Annotated in this window: 14 protein-coding genes; 4 read left to right on the forward strand and 10 right to left on the reverse strand. The window is 68.4% G+C overall.

What is annotated here, in order from left to right:
- The first annotated feature begins 313 nt into the window (after positions 1-313).
- Positions 314-994, forward strand: coding sequence for a 4a-hydroxytetrahydrobiopterin dehydratase (locus tag AB0K03_RS36260; protein ID WP_364694986.1), 681 nt, complete (start codon positions 314-316; stop codon positions 992-994).
- A 352-nt stretch (positions 995-1,346) separates the two neighbouring features.
- Positions 1,347-2,426: a LuxR C-terminal-related transcriptional regulator gene (locus AB0K03_RS36265; RefSeq protein WP_364694989.1), complete on the forward strand. Its 1,080-nt coding sequence runs from the start codon at positions 1,347-1,349 to the stop codon at positions 2,424-2,426.
- 15 nt (positions 2,427-2,441) lie between these two features.
- Here the strand turns inward: AB0K03_RS36265 and AB0K03_RS36270 are convergent, their stop codons facing one another.
- Positions 2,442-3,467, reverse strand: a complete 1,026-nt coding sequence (locus tag AB0K03_RS36270) for a LuxR C-terminal-related transcriptional regulator (protein ID WP_364694992.1) — start codon at positions 3,465-3,467, stop codon at positions 2,442-2,444.
- Positions 3,468-3,915: 448 nt separating this feature from the next.
- On the opposite strand from AB0K03_RS36270, the gene AB0K03_RS36275 reads away from it, so the two are divergent.
- A complete protein-coding gene (locus tag AB0K03_RS36275) occupies positions 3,916-4,737 on the forward strand; it encodes a sigma-70 family RNA polymerase sigma factor (RefSeq protein ID WP_364694995.1) in 822 nt (273 codons plus the stop codon).
- A 9-nt stretch (positions 4,738-4,746) separates the two neighbouring features.
- The gene (locus AB0K03_RS36280; RefSeq protein ID WP_364694997.1) at positions 4,747-4,893 is read left to right on the forward strand and encodes a hypothetical protein; all 147 of its coding nucleotides are present in this window, start codon (positions 4,747-4,749) and stop codon (positions 4,891-4,893) included.
- Between the two features lie 183 nt (positions 4,894-5,076).
- On the opposite strand, the gene AB0K03_RS36285 is transcribed toward AB0K03_RS36280, so the two are convergent.
- The 9 genes from AB0K03_RS36285 to AB0K03_RS36325 all read right to left on the reverse strand — a co-directional run bounded on the left by AB0K03_RS36285 (position 5,077) and on the right by AB0K03_RS36325 (position 13,647).
- On the reverse strand, positions 5,077-5,589 hold the full coding sequence (locus tag AB0K03_RS36285) for a nucleotide exchange factor GrpE (RefSeq protein ID WP_364695000.1): 513 nt from the start codon (positions 5,587-5,589) through the stop codon (positions 5,077-5,079).
- A 6-nt stretch (positions 5,590-5,595) separates the two neighbouring features.
- Entirely contained in the window at positions 5,596-7,491 is a 1,896-nt protein-coding gene (gene dnaK, locus AB0K03_RS36290) for a molecular chaperone DnaK (protein WP_364695003.1), read from the reverse strand.
- A gap of 566 nt (positions 7,492-8,057) precedes the next feature.
- Positions 8,058-8,390 carry a hypothetical protein gene (locus AB0K03_RS36295; protein WP_364695006.1) on the reverse strand — a complete coding sequence of 111 codons (333 nt, stop codon included), beginning with the start codon at positions 8,388-8,390 and terminating at the stop codon, positions 8,058-8,060.
- A 12-nt stretch (positions 8,391-8,402) separates the two neighbouring features.
- The gene (locus tag AB0K03_RS36300; RefSeq protein ID WP_364695009.1) at positions 8,403-8,645 is read right to left on the reverse strand and encodes a hypothetical protein; all 243 of its coding nucleotides are present in this window, start codon (positions 8,643-8,645) and stop codon (positions 8,403-8,405) included.
- Between the two features lie 61 nt (positions 8,646-8,706).
- On the reverse strand, positions 8,707-9,102 hold the full coding sequence (locus tag AB0K03_RS36305) for a hypothetical protein (protein WP_364695012.1): 396 nt from the start codon (positions 9,100-9,102) through the stop codon (positions 8,707-8,709).
- 922 nt (positions 9,103-10,024) lie between these two features.
- Positions 10,025-11,101 (reverse strand): hypothetical protein, encoded by a 1,077-nt coding sequence (locus tag AB0K03_RS36310; RefSeq protein WP_364695014.1) that lies wholly within the window; start codon positions 11,099-11,101, stop codon positions 10,025-10,027.
- A 120-nt stretch (positions 11,102-11,221) separates the two neighbouring features.
- On the reverse strand, positions 11,222-11,485 hold the full coding sequence (locus tag AB0K03_RS36315) for a hypothetical protein (RefSeq protein WP_364695017.1): 264 nt from the start codon (positions 11,483-11,485) through the stop codon (positions 11,222-11,224).
- A gap of 16 nt (positions 11,486-11,501) precedes the next feature.
- A complete protein-coding gene (locus AB0K03_RS36320) occupies positions 11,502-12,557 on the reverse strand; it encodes a tyrosine-type recombinase/integrase (protein ID WP_364695019.1) in 1,056 nt (351 codons plus the stop codon).
- A gap of 127 nt (positions 12,558-12,684) precedes the next feature.
- Positions 12,685-13,647: a tyrosine-type recombinase/integrase gene (locus AB0K03_RS36325; RefSeq protein ID WP_364695022.1), complete on the reverse strand. Its 963-nt coding sequence runs from the start codon at positions 13,645-13,647 to the stop codon at positions 12,685-12,687.
- Positions 13,648-13,710: the final 63 nt, after the last annotated feature.

Raw genomic sequence — 13,710 nt, forward strand, 5'->3', positions numbered from 1 at the left:
CCGTGGCATGGCTAAGGAAATGGAAGGCGACAACCGCAAGCGGCGTGCTCTGGCCAGAGCGGCCCGGGAGGAAGGGCACCGTGCCAGCGAGGCCGGCGTCAGCTTGGGCTCGTCGAAACAGCGGCACCATGCCGAGCATGCGGAACGGACGGATCAGGACGGGCAGCCCCCGGAGGGCGCGAACAAGCCAGGACCCCGAGCGCCTCGGCCACACAAACCACCGGAGCCTGCTCCGGCCTGGCCGCGCCGCCCTCCGCCGACAGGCGACACCGCACCGGACACGGGAGCGCTACGGCTGCGCTATCGCGAACTGGTGACGTCCGCGGCGGCGCAGATCAGGGTGGACTTCGACACCGCACGGCAGGCGGGCCGGGCCACGGTGTCGGTTCTGGCCCGCATGGTGGACGAGGCGGATCGCGAGCGGCTGCTCGACGCGGTGCCGGCCGAGCTGACCGAAGGCCAGGACCTCAGCGCCCCGGTCGGGCGAAGGGACGCGATCGGTTTCATCACGGAGGTGGCCGGACTGCTGCATTGCCCGCCGGAACAGGGTCGCATGCGGGCGCAGGCCTTCCTCGGCGCCATCGCCGCGCAGGATCGAGATGTCCTCGACACATTGCACCTGCCGGACGAAGTGGCGGAGCTGGTCCAGCGGCCACAGCCGGGCGGTGGCCTGGTCGGGCCGGATGGACACACCGCCGGGCTCGACGAGGAGGAACTGCGGACCGCGCTGCAGCGGCTGCCGGACTGGACCGGCGACCCCCGGGCGCTGACACGCACCCTGGTGTTGCCACCGGATCAGCTCGAACGGGTGCTGCTCCGGCTGGACCGGCTCAAGCAGGAGCTGGGCCGGGGGCCGCGGATCAGTCGTACCGACGAACAGACCGCGGAGTTCGTCGTCAGAACCACCAACGCGGGCGCGGTCACCGCGCTCGATGTGGATCTCGCATTTCGGGTTGACGAAGCGATCACGCAGGCAGACGCCGGTATGGCGTGACCGCATCTCGTGGCGAGGCGGCCCAGGTCGGGTGAACGGCGCTTCCGACGTGAGGACGGACTGATGGCGGGCGACCCGGCCGACCGGGCGCCCGCCCGGTCCGGCTGTCCATCACTGCCAGGACCGCCGCGGCGCACCTCGAACACATCCGGGCTGAGCTGCGCGCGCCGACCCGTGCGGCCGCCGCCGTGCCCGCGGCGCGCGGTGGCCTGCACATCCCGTACCGGCTCGCCGACATACGATCGGGTTCCCCCGCGGGACGCCGCGGTCGAGCACGCCGGCACGAAACGGATGCCGGCGACACCGTCACCGGTGCTCCCCGACGATCGGCTCGAGGATGCCGAGCAGGTGCATGGTGCGTAAACTCGTCATAAAACGAGCCGCCGCGAATGGGACTGAGATGCTCGACCTTCCGCCACACGCCGCCAAGATCGTCAAGGAGGTGGCTGCGCTGGCGGACCAGCCGGCGAGCCCCGCGGAGCGTGCGGCGGCGATCCTGGAGCCGCTGCGCCGGGTGATTCCGTTCCGGGCTGCCCGCATAGCCTTGCTGGATCCTGAACTGCGTCAGCACGACCTGTTGAGCTGCCACGGGTACAACGACCGCATCCGCGCCTACATGACCACCCGGCAGGACTACGACGAGATCGAGTCGCTGGGCCTGCACGGGACGACGCCGCTTCGTGTCCGGGATTTTCCGGTGGCCGCCGAGGACCTCCGCAGCTGGACGGAACTGTTCCGACCGGCCGGATTCCTGGAAGGGCTCGGTGTCGGCCTGGTCACCCGTGACGGCCGCCAGGTCGGCTTGCTGGGACTCAACACCGACAGTCCCGCACACCCCGACCCAGCCGCATGCAACCTCGTGCAACTGCTGGCCCCCACCATCGCGTACGCGCTCGATCCGCTCCGCTCACTCGCGGTGCTCGCCCGGATCGTCCAAGGGATGACCGCGGCGGCGGTGTTCACCACGTTCGGCGCGACGCAGCCCCTTCCCGGGCTGGCGACGCATCCGTTGCTGGAGGCGGACTCGGCGCTCCTCCCGGCGGCGGTCGCTCACCTCAGCGGCACACCGGACTTCACCACGTTCCTGGCACCGTACGACGGAACGCCGGCTCAAGCCGGACATGTCCGGATCACTGTGTTCGGGTGCGGCCGCCTGCCACCGCGTCATCTGCAGGCGGTGGTCGCCGTGAGCGCACCGGGCGACCTGTTCGGGCTGACCGGAACCGAACTGGAGATCCTGGGCGCGCTCACCGCCGGTGCGACAGCGGCGTCCATAGCCGTCGCCCGTGGCATCCCGTTGCGGGCCGTCGAGGGTCACATGGAACACATTCAAATCAAGCTTGCCGTTCCGGACCGGATGACGGCTGCCCTGCGTGCCGCCCGCGAGGGACTCTACGTCCCGACCGAAGTGGCCGCCCTCACTCGTCCATAGCTGCCATTGCGGTAGTCAAACGGCAGCGAGGGGAAGCGGGACATAAAGGCCGAGGCGCAATGCCCGGACGGCGGCCAGCGTTCGAGTCGATACGTCGAGTTTCGGAAGAATGTGCTCGACGTGGGCGGCGACGGTGCGTGGGGCGATGAAAAGGACGGCCGCGATCCGCCGGTTGGGCCAGCCCTCGACCATCAGGCCGAGAATCTCCAGTTCCCGTCCGGTCAGACCGTGCAGGTCGCCGGCCCGGGACAGCAGCACGACCGCATTGACATGCTGCGGCGTATCGGGAGGGCAGGGCAGCACAGTGATCCGAACGTGGCTGTCCACGGTGTCGTCCGCCGCGTCCGGGCACAGGAAGGATCCGTAGCCGCCGCTGACGGGCACTTGCCGGGCCACCACGGCCAGGACGCTCGAACCGACGCCGAGCAGCCGGTGGCCCGGCAGGCCGATCAGCGGCAGCGTGTTTCCGCCCCGGGTCAACAGGATTCCGGCCCGGGCGGCATTGACGATGCGCGCCATCCCGGCAAGCGACCGCGTGGGATCGACCGCCTTCGCAATCGTCGGGGCGAGTGCGCCGATCAGCTCGCGGGCGGACTCGGTCGGATGCCGCTCGGTGTCGGTGTTCAGACCTAGGATTCCCAGATGGCGGCCCTCGGGAGTGAACAGCCCGACCGCCAAACCCTCCCGGAAACCGGCCGGCCGCAGGTACTCCACCCAGCCCCGGACACGTTCGGCGGGCACGGGCAGGTCGCGCACCCGCATGGCAGCGCGATGCCGGGTAAGTCCGAGCAGCTCGATCTCCGCGATGTTGGCCGAACTGCTCATGTACTCGGATACCGCTCTGTCATAGCCTCGGCTCGATATCGGCATCGCTTCACGACGGTCCGGATCGAGGAGAAAGATCACGGCGGCCCGGAACGGAACCAGGCGGTGCAACGTATCCAGTATCGCCCCGGCCCGCTGCTCGACGCCGCCTTGTCCGGAGGCGATCTGACCGACCTCCGACGCCGTCTCGAGGTCGCGATCCGGGAATTCACGCATCCGCGGTGTCCCCTGCCCCGCCGATACGGCGATAGTTGATCACCATTTGGTGCCCCAGGGGAAGACCGTGAGGATCGGGCACCCCGGGGCCTGTCGGCCGGCCGCCTCGGATGAGTGGCTCCCCGGCGATCAGAAAAACGTCCGGATCCTCGAGTCGACCCGCGAATTCGGACCACGCTGCAGGCAGCGAGCGCTCAGGAACGGGCGCCAACAAAACCCGGCAGCGGCATATCCACCGGTCGATTCACCGTCCCGGTACCGCTATAGGGTCACCCTACAGTCATGGCCCACCGGCTGGGAACATCCGGTTCACTCCGCTGATGGGTGACGCCCCGGATGTGGCGACCGCATGACGGCGCATCGTCGGCAGATCTGCCAATCGACAGTGACGCAAAGGGACTGTAGGTCTGAAGTAACGACCGCACCCGCGTCCCGAATGAGGCTGAAGATGATCCGTGCTGCCGCCCCGATGAAGACATTTTCCGAGGCCGACGACTTGGACGGCGCGGCATCCGAGTACGCCTTTTCATCGATGGCCGCGGATTTCAAGCGGCGACAACTGTTACGGGAGGACCTGATTCGCCGCCTGATTCCGTTCGCCGATCGGCTGGCGTCGCGATACCGGGGATGCAGCGAGCCGCTCGAGGACATCCGTCAGGCGGCCCGGCTGGGTCTGGTCAATGCGGTCGACCGGTACGACCCCGAGCGCGGCTCTTTCACCGCCTTCGCGGTCGTAACCATCATCGGTGAAGTGAAGCGCCACTTCCGGGACCGTACCTGGGCGGTGCACGTGAACCGGCGGCTGCACGACCTCTCCATGGAGATGGGGCACGCCATCGCAGACCTGACCCAGACCCTGTCCCGGACACCCACGGCCTCCGAGATCGCCCAGCATCTTCAGGTGGACGAGCACGACGTACGCATGGCGCAGTTGTGCCGGGCGGTGCGCACCCCGATGTCGCTGAACATGGAGGTGCGCGACAATGGCAGCCAAGAGGTCGGCGACCTGCTCGGGAGCCGGGACGGCGCCCTGGAGGGCATTGCGGACCGGCTCGCCCTGGACGAGCTGGTCCGCCAACTGCCGCCGCAGATCCAAGGCCTGCTCATCATGCGGTTCTACGGCAACCTGACCCAGTCGCAGATCGCCGCCGAGTGCGGCATCTCGCAGATGCACGTCTCGCGCCTGCTCCACCGCGGACTAGCGTGGCTGCGGGCCGCCCTACTCAGCGACGCACCGCCGCCGTGGGACCGCGTGCACGAGTACGTCTGAACGGCAATCGTGCAGGTGCAGAGCCGGGAGACCGACACATTGATCGACGTCCAGGTGGACGAAGAGATCCACGCGCACATCCGGGACCAGCTGTCCCGGCAGCTGCGCCCGGCCGTCCTGCTCACTGTCGGAGATGGCGGCTCACCGTCGGCCTGACCCGGATTCCGGTCATCGACGCCACCGCGATTGTCTCCGGGCTCCCCGACGTGTCATCGCCGGCGACGGCCGGGCGGCCGGGCGGCCCAGTCCTCGTCCCAGGCCGGCGACGCGATTTCAGGCCGCAATCCGGTCCGGTAGATCCCGCGACAACAGCCGGCCGCGGTACGCCCGGCATCGGCGTCATGTACGTTCCGCGACGACCACAGAGGCCGGGCGTAGCGGCCGTTCCACACCGCCGTACCCCGGCCGTACCACGTGGATGACCGTGCCCGGCACGGCATCCGCGTCCGGCTGGGTGGCGACCGCCTCGTGCAGAGCCGGGTCGAACGGCACGTTGAGGTCCGCCCGCCGGGGGAACCCCAGGTCAGCCAGCACAGACAGGGCCTGCTCATGAACCGCCTGCACACCGGGCACGATCCGTCCCGGATCCGCGGCGGCGTGCTGCAGGGCCAGTTCCAGGTTGTCCAGGACGGGCAGCCACCGCGCCGCCACCGCCGCACGCTCGTCGGACCGCTGGCGGGCGGACTCCCCCGCCACCCGCTTGCGCAGGTTGTCGAAGTCCGCCACCGCCCGCCGCCAGCGGTTCTCCAGATCGGCCACCTGGCGTCGCAACGCCTCGATCTGTTCGTCGTGCCCGGTGCCGCCGCCCTGTGGCGTGTCCGCTCCGGTGCCGTTGCCCTGCTGCTCGGTCATCGCCGGTCACCCCGTCGTGAACTCGGCGTCGATCACGTCGTCGTCCTGCCCGCCCCGGCCCTCATGGTCACTGTGACCGGTCGGGCCCTGACCGCCCTGGGCATCCGACGAGGCGGCCGCCGCCAGGCTCTGGTACACCTGTTGCAGTTCCGAGGTCAGTGAGCGCAGCCGATCGAGCGGCGCGTCGTCCTTGATCGCCTGGCGCGCTTCGCTGACGAGCATTTCGGCGCGGCCCTTCTCGTGTACGGCGACTGCGTCGCCCAGTTCTTCCAGCCGACGTTCGACCTGGTACGCCGCCGAGTCGAGCTCGTTACGGGCGTCGACCATCTCGCGCAGCCGGGCGTCCTCACCACGATGGCGTTCAGCGTCCTGCACCATCCGGTCGATCTCCGAGGTATCCAGGTTGGAGCTTTCGCTGATCGTGATCTTCTGCTCGGCGCCGGTGTCCTTGTCCCGGGCCGACACGTTCAGAATCCCGTTCGCGTCGATGTCGTAGGTGACCTCGATCTGCGGCTCTCCACGGCGGGCCGGCCGGATGTTCTCCAGCCGGAACCGGCCGAGCACCCGGTTGTCCTCGGCCCGCTCCCGCTCGCCCTGCAGCACCACCACGTCGACGGCAGGCTGGTTGTCGGCTGCGGTGCTGAAGGTTTCCGAGCGCCGGGCCGGGATGGTGGTGTTGCGCTCGATCACCTTGGTCATCACCCCGCCCTGGGTTTCGATGCCCAGCGACAGCGGTGTGACGTCGAGCAGCAGGACGTCCTTCACCTCACCCTTGATGATCGCCGCCTGCAATGCGGCACCGAGCGCCACGACCTCGTCGGGGTTGACCGTCATGTTCGGGTCCTTGCCGCCCGTGAGCCGGCGGACCAGCTTCTGCACGGCCGGTATCCGGGTGGAGCCGCCGACGAGGATGACCTCGTCGATATCGTTCGCGGTCACCTTCGCGTCGGCCATGGCCCGCTCCACCGGCCCCAGGCACCGATTCACGAGATCGCTGGTGAGGTCCTCGAACTTCGCACGGGTGATCGTCATGTTGAGGTGCTTGGGACCGTTCGCGTCCGCCGTGATGAACGGCAGGTTGACTGTCGTCTGAGTGACCGACGACAGTTCCACCTTGGCGCGCTCGGCGGCCTCGAAGAGTCGCTGCAGAGCCTGCGGGTCGCGGCGAAGGTCGATGCCGTCGGTCTTCTGGAACTCGTCGGCCAGGTGGTCGACGAGCCGGCGGTCGAAGTCGTCGCCGCCCAGATGGGTGTCGCCGGCGGTGGAGCGGACCTCCACCACGCCGTCGCCGACGTCCAGAAGGCTGACGTCGAACGTGCCACCACCGAGGTCGAAGACCAGGACGGTCTCGTGCTCCTTCTTGTCGAGGCCGTACGCCAGCGCCGCCGCCGTGGGCTCGTTGATGATCCGCAGTACCTCGATCCCCGCGATGCGGCCCGCGTCTTTCGTCGCCTGGCGCTGGGCGTCGTTGAAGTAGGCGGGCACGGTGATGACGGCCTCTGTGACACGCTCACCCAGGAACTTCGACGCGTCCTCGACCAGCTTGCGCAGCACCAGGGCGGAGATCTCCTCAGGCGCGTAGAGCTTGTCCCGGACCTTGAACCGAACCGCACCATCGGGGCCGGGAACCACGTCGAACGTCACCGTGTTCAGCTCGCTGGACACCTCGTCGAAGCGGCGTCCGATGAATCGCTTGGCCGAATAGATGGTCCCCTTGGGGTTGAGAATCGCCTGACGGCGGGCCAATTGACCGACCAGTCGCTCGCCCTGCTCGGTGAAGGCCACCACCGACGGGGTGGTCCGGGAGCCCTCCGTATTGGGGATGACCGTCGGCTGCCCGCCCTCCACGGTCGCGATCACCGAGTTGGTGGTGCCGAGATCGATACCGACTGCCTTGGGCATGGCGTTTCCTCTCCCGTCGCCGAATGGATGGATGTCTGTGGGCGCCCCCGGCTCGGTGGAACGCGCACGCGCCTGAGTCAATCGGATCAGCCGCCGCACGCGGGTGTCGATTGGCACTTCTGCCAATCCGTTCGCCGGCACCGGCCCGTCCCCGCCTGACTACCCAGCCGTAGCCGAGCCTCCTCGTGCCGTGAGTGGCGATGGCCAACCTGTCTCGGTGTCTCGCGCGCTGCCGTGGGCAGAACCGGTCGGCCGGTCCCAGCCGAGGCTTCTCGGCCTGCTCGGAAGACCGATCCGCATGACCGCACAGGGATCTACGCACGACTTGGCTTGGAGATGACATTCGGTCCAGGCACCAGCCCGGTGCTCCCGGAATCACGGGCAGCGTCGCCGCGGTCTGGACTAGCGCCACGGCGAGCCCGTCGCCCCCGAGGTCGCCCATCAGCCACTGCGCGCCACGGGCTGCGCCCACGTACCGATGTTGGCCCCGAACTGTTCGAGCCACAGCGCGCGGAAGGTGCGCCTGCGCAACGGGGCCCAGCTGCGCACCGTGACGGCCGGCTGCATCAGGACATGGCGCGCCAGCCGCGCTGCACACCCGTCTCGCCGGCCGTCAGCAAACCCTGCGGTTCCGGGAGGAGGCGGCCGCCCTCGCCGAGCATGTCCCGCCAGCTCCGCCGGGGCTTCCAGCCGAAGAGCCGGGCCGCCTTGGCGGTCGAGATTCCCGAGGCGTCCGGACGGTCCACCGGCCGCAGCTCCACGCCGTCGCCGAAGTGCCGGCGCACCATGTCGTGCAGCGGGAGGCCGGCGGCGTTGTCGGCCGCCGCACAGTAGACGACCTCGTGGCCGGGCACGTCAGCGGTCAGGGCGGCCACGATGAGGTCGGCGAGGTCGTACACCGAGACGTACGATCAGAACGACGCGCTCTTGTCCGTGCCCCGGGCGCGCGCGATCGGGCCGACGTTGCGCTCGACATTGCCCTCCCACTGCAGCCACGTCGGGCGGACGGACACGCCCGTGAGGTCGCTGCGCCGCTCGCCGAAGCCGTTAAGAAGCTGCTCAAGGCCACAGTCGTCCAACCCGCCGAGCTGGCCAACAAGTTCGTCGCCACGCTGGGCGACAGCCGGGACCTGCTGGCACGGCGCAACGACCACGGAGCCTTCGAGAACGGGAAGTGGCCGCAAGCCGTCTACCGCTGACCCGCCCCGCGACCGCTCACCGCAGGGCGGCCACGACCTGGTCGGCGAGCACGCCGGCGTCCGGCGCCACGCGATCGAGCAGATAACGCGACAGGCCGTCAAGATCGTCGGCCGCGCCGGTGGGCGGGCGCACGACGACCGTCACGACCGCATTGTCGGCCAGCACCGTGCGCGACAGCGAGCCGGTCGGCGCGTACGCGGTGGCGAAACCCTGGCTCTGATCGGCGACCGCGACGTGCGCGGATGGCCGCGCGGCGTCCCGGTCTACCTCGGCTCGCAGCCCGTCATAGAAATGACGCGCGTTGCCGATCCCGGTTCCGGCTGGGGCGAAACCGTTGGGATAGAGCGACCCGCTGACGCTGACCGACGGACGCGCATCCGCAGACGCCCACGGGCAATCGATCGTCGTCACGCCCGGCACCGGAGCCTCCGCTGAAGCGGATACGTCGGGCTTGCCTTTCCCTGCGGCGTTGTACCGGCTCGCCTCGGCACCCTCGAAGGTGGGACAGCCACCGTCCACAGCGTTGTACCGCGCCGCAGGGGTTTCTCGCGACGTGGAGGGTGTTGGCTCCGGGGCCGGATGGGCGCTGTCACAGCTTGACGCGCCCAAGACTGCGCCGAAGAGGACGGCGCCGTACAGCGTCCACCGGGCTCGCCACATAAGCCGAGATTAACTCAGGCTGCGGTCGTACGCGGCGAATGTCATCGGTGTCTCGTACGTGCGGTCGGCGCTGCGGATCGACCCGGCGACCGCGCCACGGGAGTTGATAAACGCTTGCAGCCGGCGGCGACCCGGTTGGCGCTGGCGGTTCCGAAGTCGTTGACTGTCATATAGATCTCGCCGGTCCACGCGGTGCCCACCCGGGCCGGTCGGCCGCCGACGCCTCGCAGCACCCGGGCGGTGACTTCTGGACAGGACGCATTGTGGTTAGCGCAAAAACCGACGACGAGCCAACTTGCGCTGACTCGCGCCGACCGTTCGGCATGGCACTACACCTAAAGCGTCCTAGGACAAAGGGCAACCATTGCGGCCTCGCTCCGAGCGGTCAGAATTCCCGGCCTACCAGCCTTTGGCCCCTCTTAGAATTTACCAAGCAAGAGAACGCGACTTGAACGACAGAACCCTTGACTCAACCAAGATATGTTCAACGGATGCCGGCACCAAAACGTGCAACGAGGACTAGCTCGGCATTCCTCGGGCGGGATGCACCACTCCCTCTGACCCCCACACTGCCAGTGTGTCGGCGAGGTTGCGGTGGCAGCACCTGGAGGCGCCATATCCCTCGCTTAAGGATACGCGAACGAGATGCATGACGCTCCGCCGAGCTCCGCGATCACATCAGACGGATGTAGTGCTTCCTGGCTTGCTCCCGCACCGCCTCACAGAATTGCGTATCGGTGGCTACGGTATTACCCGCGTGGGCGTACTCCTCGTACACCAGGCGGCAGCCGTGGATGCCAGTGAGCAGATCCCGCAGTAGATCGAGAGCAGGCCGCTGCGGATTCAGCAGGGTAAGCCGCACGGGCGTTGGCTCCGCATCCGGATCGTCGTTGTCGTCTCCGGTGTCGTACTCGGCCAGCAAGGCTCCGAGATCCGCAACGGCGCCTTCACCGACCTGTATCGCCCCGCGAACCATCTCCACCACGACGCCGTACGCGGTGTCGCTGAAGTTGAACAGCCGCAGCACCTCACTCGGTGTCTCCGCCGGCAACGCCTCGATGTCGTCGGCGGCCTGCACCACCTCGTCCGCCGGCATGCCGGACACTTCGGCGACGACGTCCGCAGCAGCCTTGAGCCAGTGCGCGGCCGCCACCGACGCGGCCGTCGGGTCGACGTCCGCGAACAGCTGCTCACCGTTCAGCGGATCCCGCGCCAGGAGGCCGTCGGCGGCGGCGACCTGGACCGGGTTCACGTCGGTGCGGCTCAACACCACCGCCTGCTGGGCTCGGCCGCTCAGATCACCGCGTTCGGCGGACTCGACCGCTTCGATCTCCGCGGCGACGTCCGCGCTGACCGCCTCGAGCAGCTTTGCGTCGTCGAGAGCGCGCAGCGCTCGGCCGACACGATGAGCCCATTCTTCGACCGGGTCGTAGCTCTCGATGATGGCGCCTCCCTCGCTCGGCAGGTTCGGCTCCTTGATGAGGCTGACCAGCTGCGAGAAGACCTCGCGGCTCTGCTCGCGCCGCCAGCCCTCACCGTTGCCGTCCCGGTCGTCGGTCGCGAGGCCGGGATGGGTGTAGCAGCGCCACAGCGCTTCGGACAATGACGTCAGAGCCGCGGCGAGCCGTAACCGGTCCTCCGCAACGGCCGTGGCGGGCAGTGCCCCTACCACCGCCGCTCGTTGCCCTCGCCCGGTCGGCCAGATCCTCAGCACCGTTCCGGTGTCCTCGTCGACGGCGTAGTTGGTCACGATGGTCTCCTTCTCAAGTAGACGCCAGTCATGTCGCCTTGCCGATCTCGAACCACGGTGCCGCTTCGATCGTCGCGCGCCGCGCGTACCGCAGCCGAGTTGGGACCTCGAACGGGGACATCAGCCGTCACCACCCGCCGCCCGGGCTCGCGCCTTCGCCGAACGCTCCGCCAGTTGCAGCATGTAAGCCCGTCGGGCATGCAGCGCCATCGTCTTCCGGACCTCCGGCTCCAGCACACCGAACGGATCGACCTGCTTCTCGAACCGGGCCAGGAACGACGCCGTCGCCGATGCTGTTCGGCCTTGCCGATCTGCCGTGTTCGCCCACGAGGCGTGCGCGGCGATCCGCGCCCGCCTCGACCGCTGCTTCGCCGTCAACGCCATGAGTTGTTCCCCCCGTTCAGACTCGTTCGCCTATGCGTAGCCGCGCGTGAGTCGCTTGGGCCCGCTCGGCTGCCGCTGACGCGCCGTAGCGGCGGGGCATGTCGTCCGACGACCAGCCCAACACCAGCATCAGATCGCCGGTGTCACCGCCAGCGAGCTTCCACTCATGGGCGAAGTTGTGCCGCCACCGATGCGCATGCACGTTGCCCACCCCGGCCAGGACTCCGCGCCGTCGGAGCATGAGCTTGATGCCGTTGCTCGACAGCGGCACCGCGCCTCGAGCCGGCAACCACATCGCCGTCGCCGAGGCCGCCTTGCGCCGGCTGCGCGCTCGAAGGAACTTGGTCAGCGCGTGGCCGGTCTTCGGGCCGAACCGCACCCGTCGGTCCTTCATGCCCTTGCCGTGGAACAGCAGCGAGTCGCTGTTGAGGTCCACGTCGTCCAGCTGCAGCCCGGCGACTTCCGACAGCCGGGCGCCGGTGTTGTAGAACAGCCGGATAATGGCCTCGTCACGCAGCGACAGATAGTCCTTGCCCTTACAAGTGGCCAGGATCTTCGCGGTGTCGTCGTCGCCCAGGATCGGGATCAGCGTCTGGGCGGTCTTCGGCTGCCGAACCCGGTCCAGCGGCGAACGCTCCAGGTCTTCCTCCTCGGTCAGCCACCGGAAGAACTGCTGCAACCCCTTGTGCTTGTTCAACGCCGTCGACGCCGAACGAGTCCGGACCATCCACGCCTGGAACTCCTCGATGTGGCCCCGCTCGACCTCGGTCGGATCCTCCGCCGCGTCCTCGGCACCCAGCGGCTCGGCGTTGTCGACGAGGAACCGGCTCAGCTGGGCACCAGCGAGAAGGTAGCTGTAGCGGGTGGTCTCGGGATAGTTCCCGGAGCGCAGCATCCGATCCCAGTCCCGGAGGTAGTCGAACCAGGCGGGCGGCAGATCGCGGCAGACCTTCTGCAGATCGAGCACATCCACCTCGCAGACATTCGCCGGGCCGGCGCCGTGCATCCCTTGACTACGTACAAGGGCACGTATCGCACCACGAGCCCGTACGCGCGGCGCTCGTTCGATCATCCGAGCTGCGGCGCGTCAGGCGAAAGCTGTCTGCGGCTGTATCCCCCTATCTCCTTCCCCACCCACTCCACCGGGCTGATCCCGGCTGCGACGGCGACCCTACGCGCCGCCGCAGCCGGTGAGCCGGTCAGACCCGCTCGCCGATGCCCATCTGCACCTGGAGCTCCTGCGCACGCTCGGCGGCTGCGCTCGCGCCGTAGCGGCGCGGCATGTCCTCCGACGCCCACCCCAGCAACAGCATCAGGTCGCCGGTGTTGCCGCCGGCCCGGTGCCATTCGTGGGCGAAGTTGTGGCGCCACCGGTGCGCGTGCGTGTTCGTTACGCCGGCGGCGGCGCCGCGGCGTTTGAGCATCAGCTTGATGCCGTTGGGTGACAGCGGCTTGCCGCCCTTCTCGGCCATCCACAGATGCGGAACGTCCTCGGCGCCTTTGCGCTTCGCGCGGGCGCGTAGATACCGTGCGATCGCCCGGGATGTCTTCGGGCCGAACCGCACCCGCCGATCTTTGGCGCCTTTGCCGTGCAGGTGGACCGACTCGGTGTTCATGTCCAGATCGCTCAACAGCAGGTTGCCAATCTCGGACAGCCGGGCGCCGGTGTTGTAGTACAGCCGGATCAGCGCCTCGTCTCGCAACGACATGAACGTCTTGCCCTTGGTGCCGTCGAGGAGTTTCTTGGTGTCGTCGTCGCCCATGATCGGTACGAGTTTCTGAGGGGTCTGCGGCTGCTTGACCCGTTCCATCGGTGAACGGTCGATTTCCTCCTCTTCGACGAGGTACTTGAAGAACTGCTGCAGACTCTTGTGCTTGTTCAGCGCAGTCGACGGCGACCGGGTTTCGATCATCCACGCCTGGAACGACTCGACATGCGCCTTCGTCACCAGGGTCGGATCCTGCGCGGCGTCATCCGCGTCCGGATCCGGCGACTGGTCAGCCAGATACTTGGCCATTTGCGCGGCGGCCAGGAGGTAGTTGTAGCGTGTCGTCTCCGGGTGATTCCCGGCTCGCAAGGCGCGGTCCCAGTCGCGCAGGAAGCCGGCCCAGTCGCCCTTCTCCAGGCCTTCGCACAGTCGGTCGAGCTTCAGTAGGGGCATCTCTCGTCACCTGCCGAGTCAAGGGGTCTACAAGCGGCGTGCTCGACCCGGCTGACGTCGCCA

This window comes from Actinoplanes sp. NPDC049316, from assembly GCF_040677315.1.
In the GTDB taxonomy this organism is placed as follows: Bacteria; Actinomycetota; Actinomycetes; order Mycobacteriales; family Micromonosporaceae; genus Actinoplanes.

Coding starts and splice junctions, on each gene's coding strand:
- AB0K03_RS36265 (WP_364694989.1), top strand. CDS start 1,347: ATGGTGCGTAAACTCGTCATAAAACGAGCCGCCGCGAATGGGACTGAG.
- AB0K03_RS36270 (WP_364694992.1), bottom strand. CDS start 3,467: ATGCGTGAATTCCCGGATCGCGACCTCGAGACGGCGTCGGAGGTCGGT.
- AB0K03_RS36275 (WP_364694995.1), top strand. CDS start 3,916: ATGATCCGTGCTGCCGCCCCGATGAAGACATTTTCCGAGGCCGACGAC.
- AB0K03_RS36285 (WP_364695000.1), bottom strand. CDS start 5,589: ATGACCGAGCAGCAGGGCAACGGCACCGGAGCGGACACGCCACAGGGC.
- dnaK (WP_364695003.1), bottom strand. CDS start 7,491: ATGCCCAAGGCAGTCGGTATCGATCTCGGCACCACCAACTCGGTGATC.
- AB0K03_RS36315 (WP_364695017.1), bottom strand. CDS start 11,485: ATGGCGTTGACGGCGAAGCAGCGGTCGAGGCGGGCGCGGATCGCCGCG.
- AB0K03_RS36320 (WP_364695019.1), bottom strand. CDS start 12,557: ATGATCGAACGAGCGCCGCGCGTACGGGCTCGTGGTGCGATACGTGCC.
- AB0K03_RS36325 (WP_364695022.1), bottom strand. CDS start 13,647: ATGCCCCTACTGAAGCTCGACCGACTGTGCGAAGGCCTGGAGAAGGGC.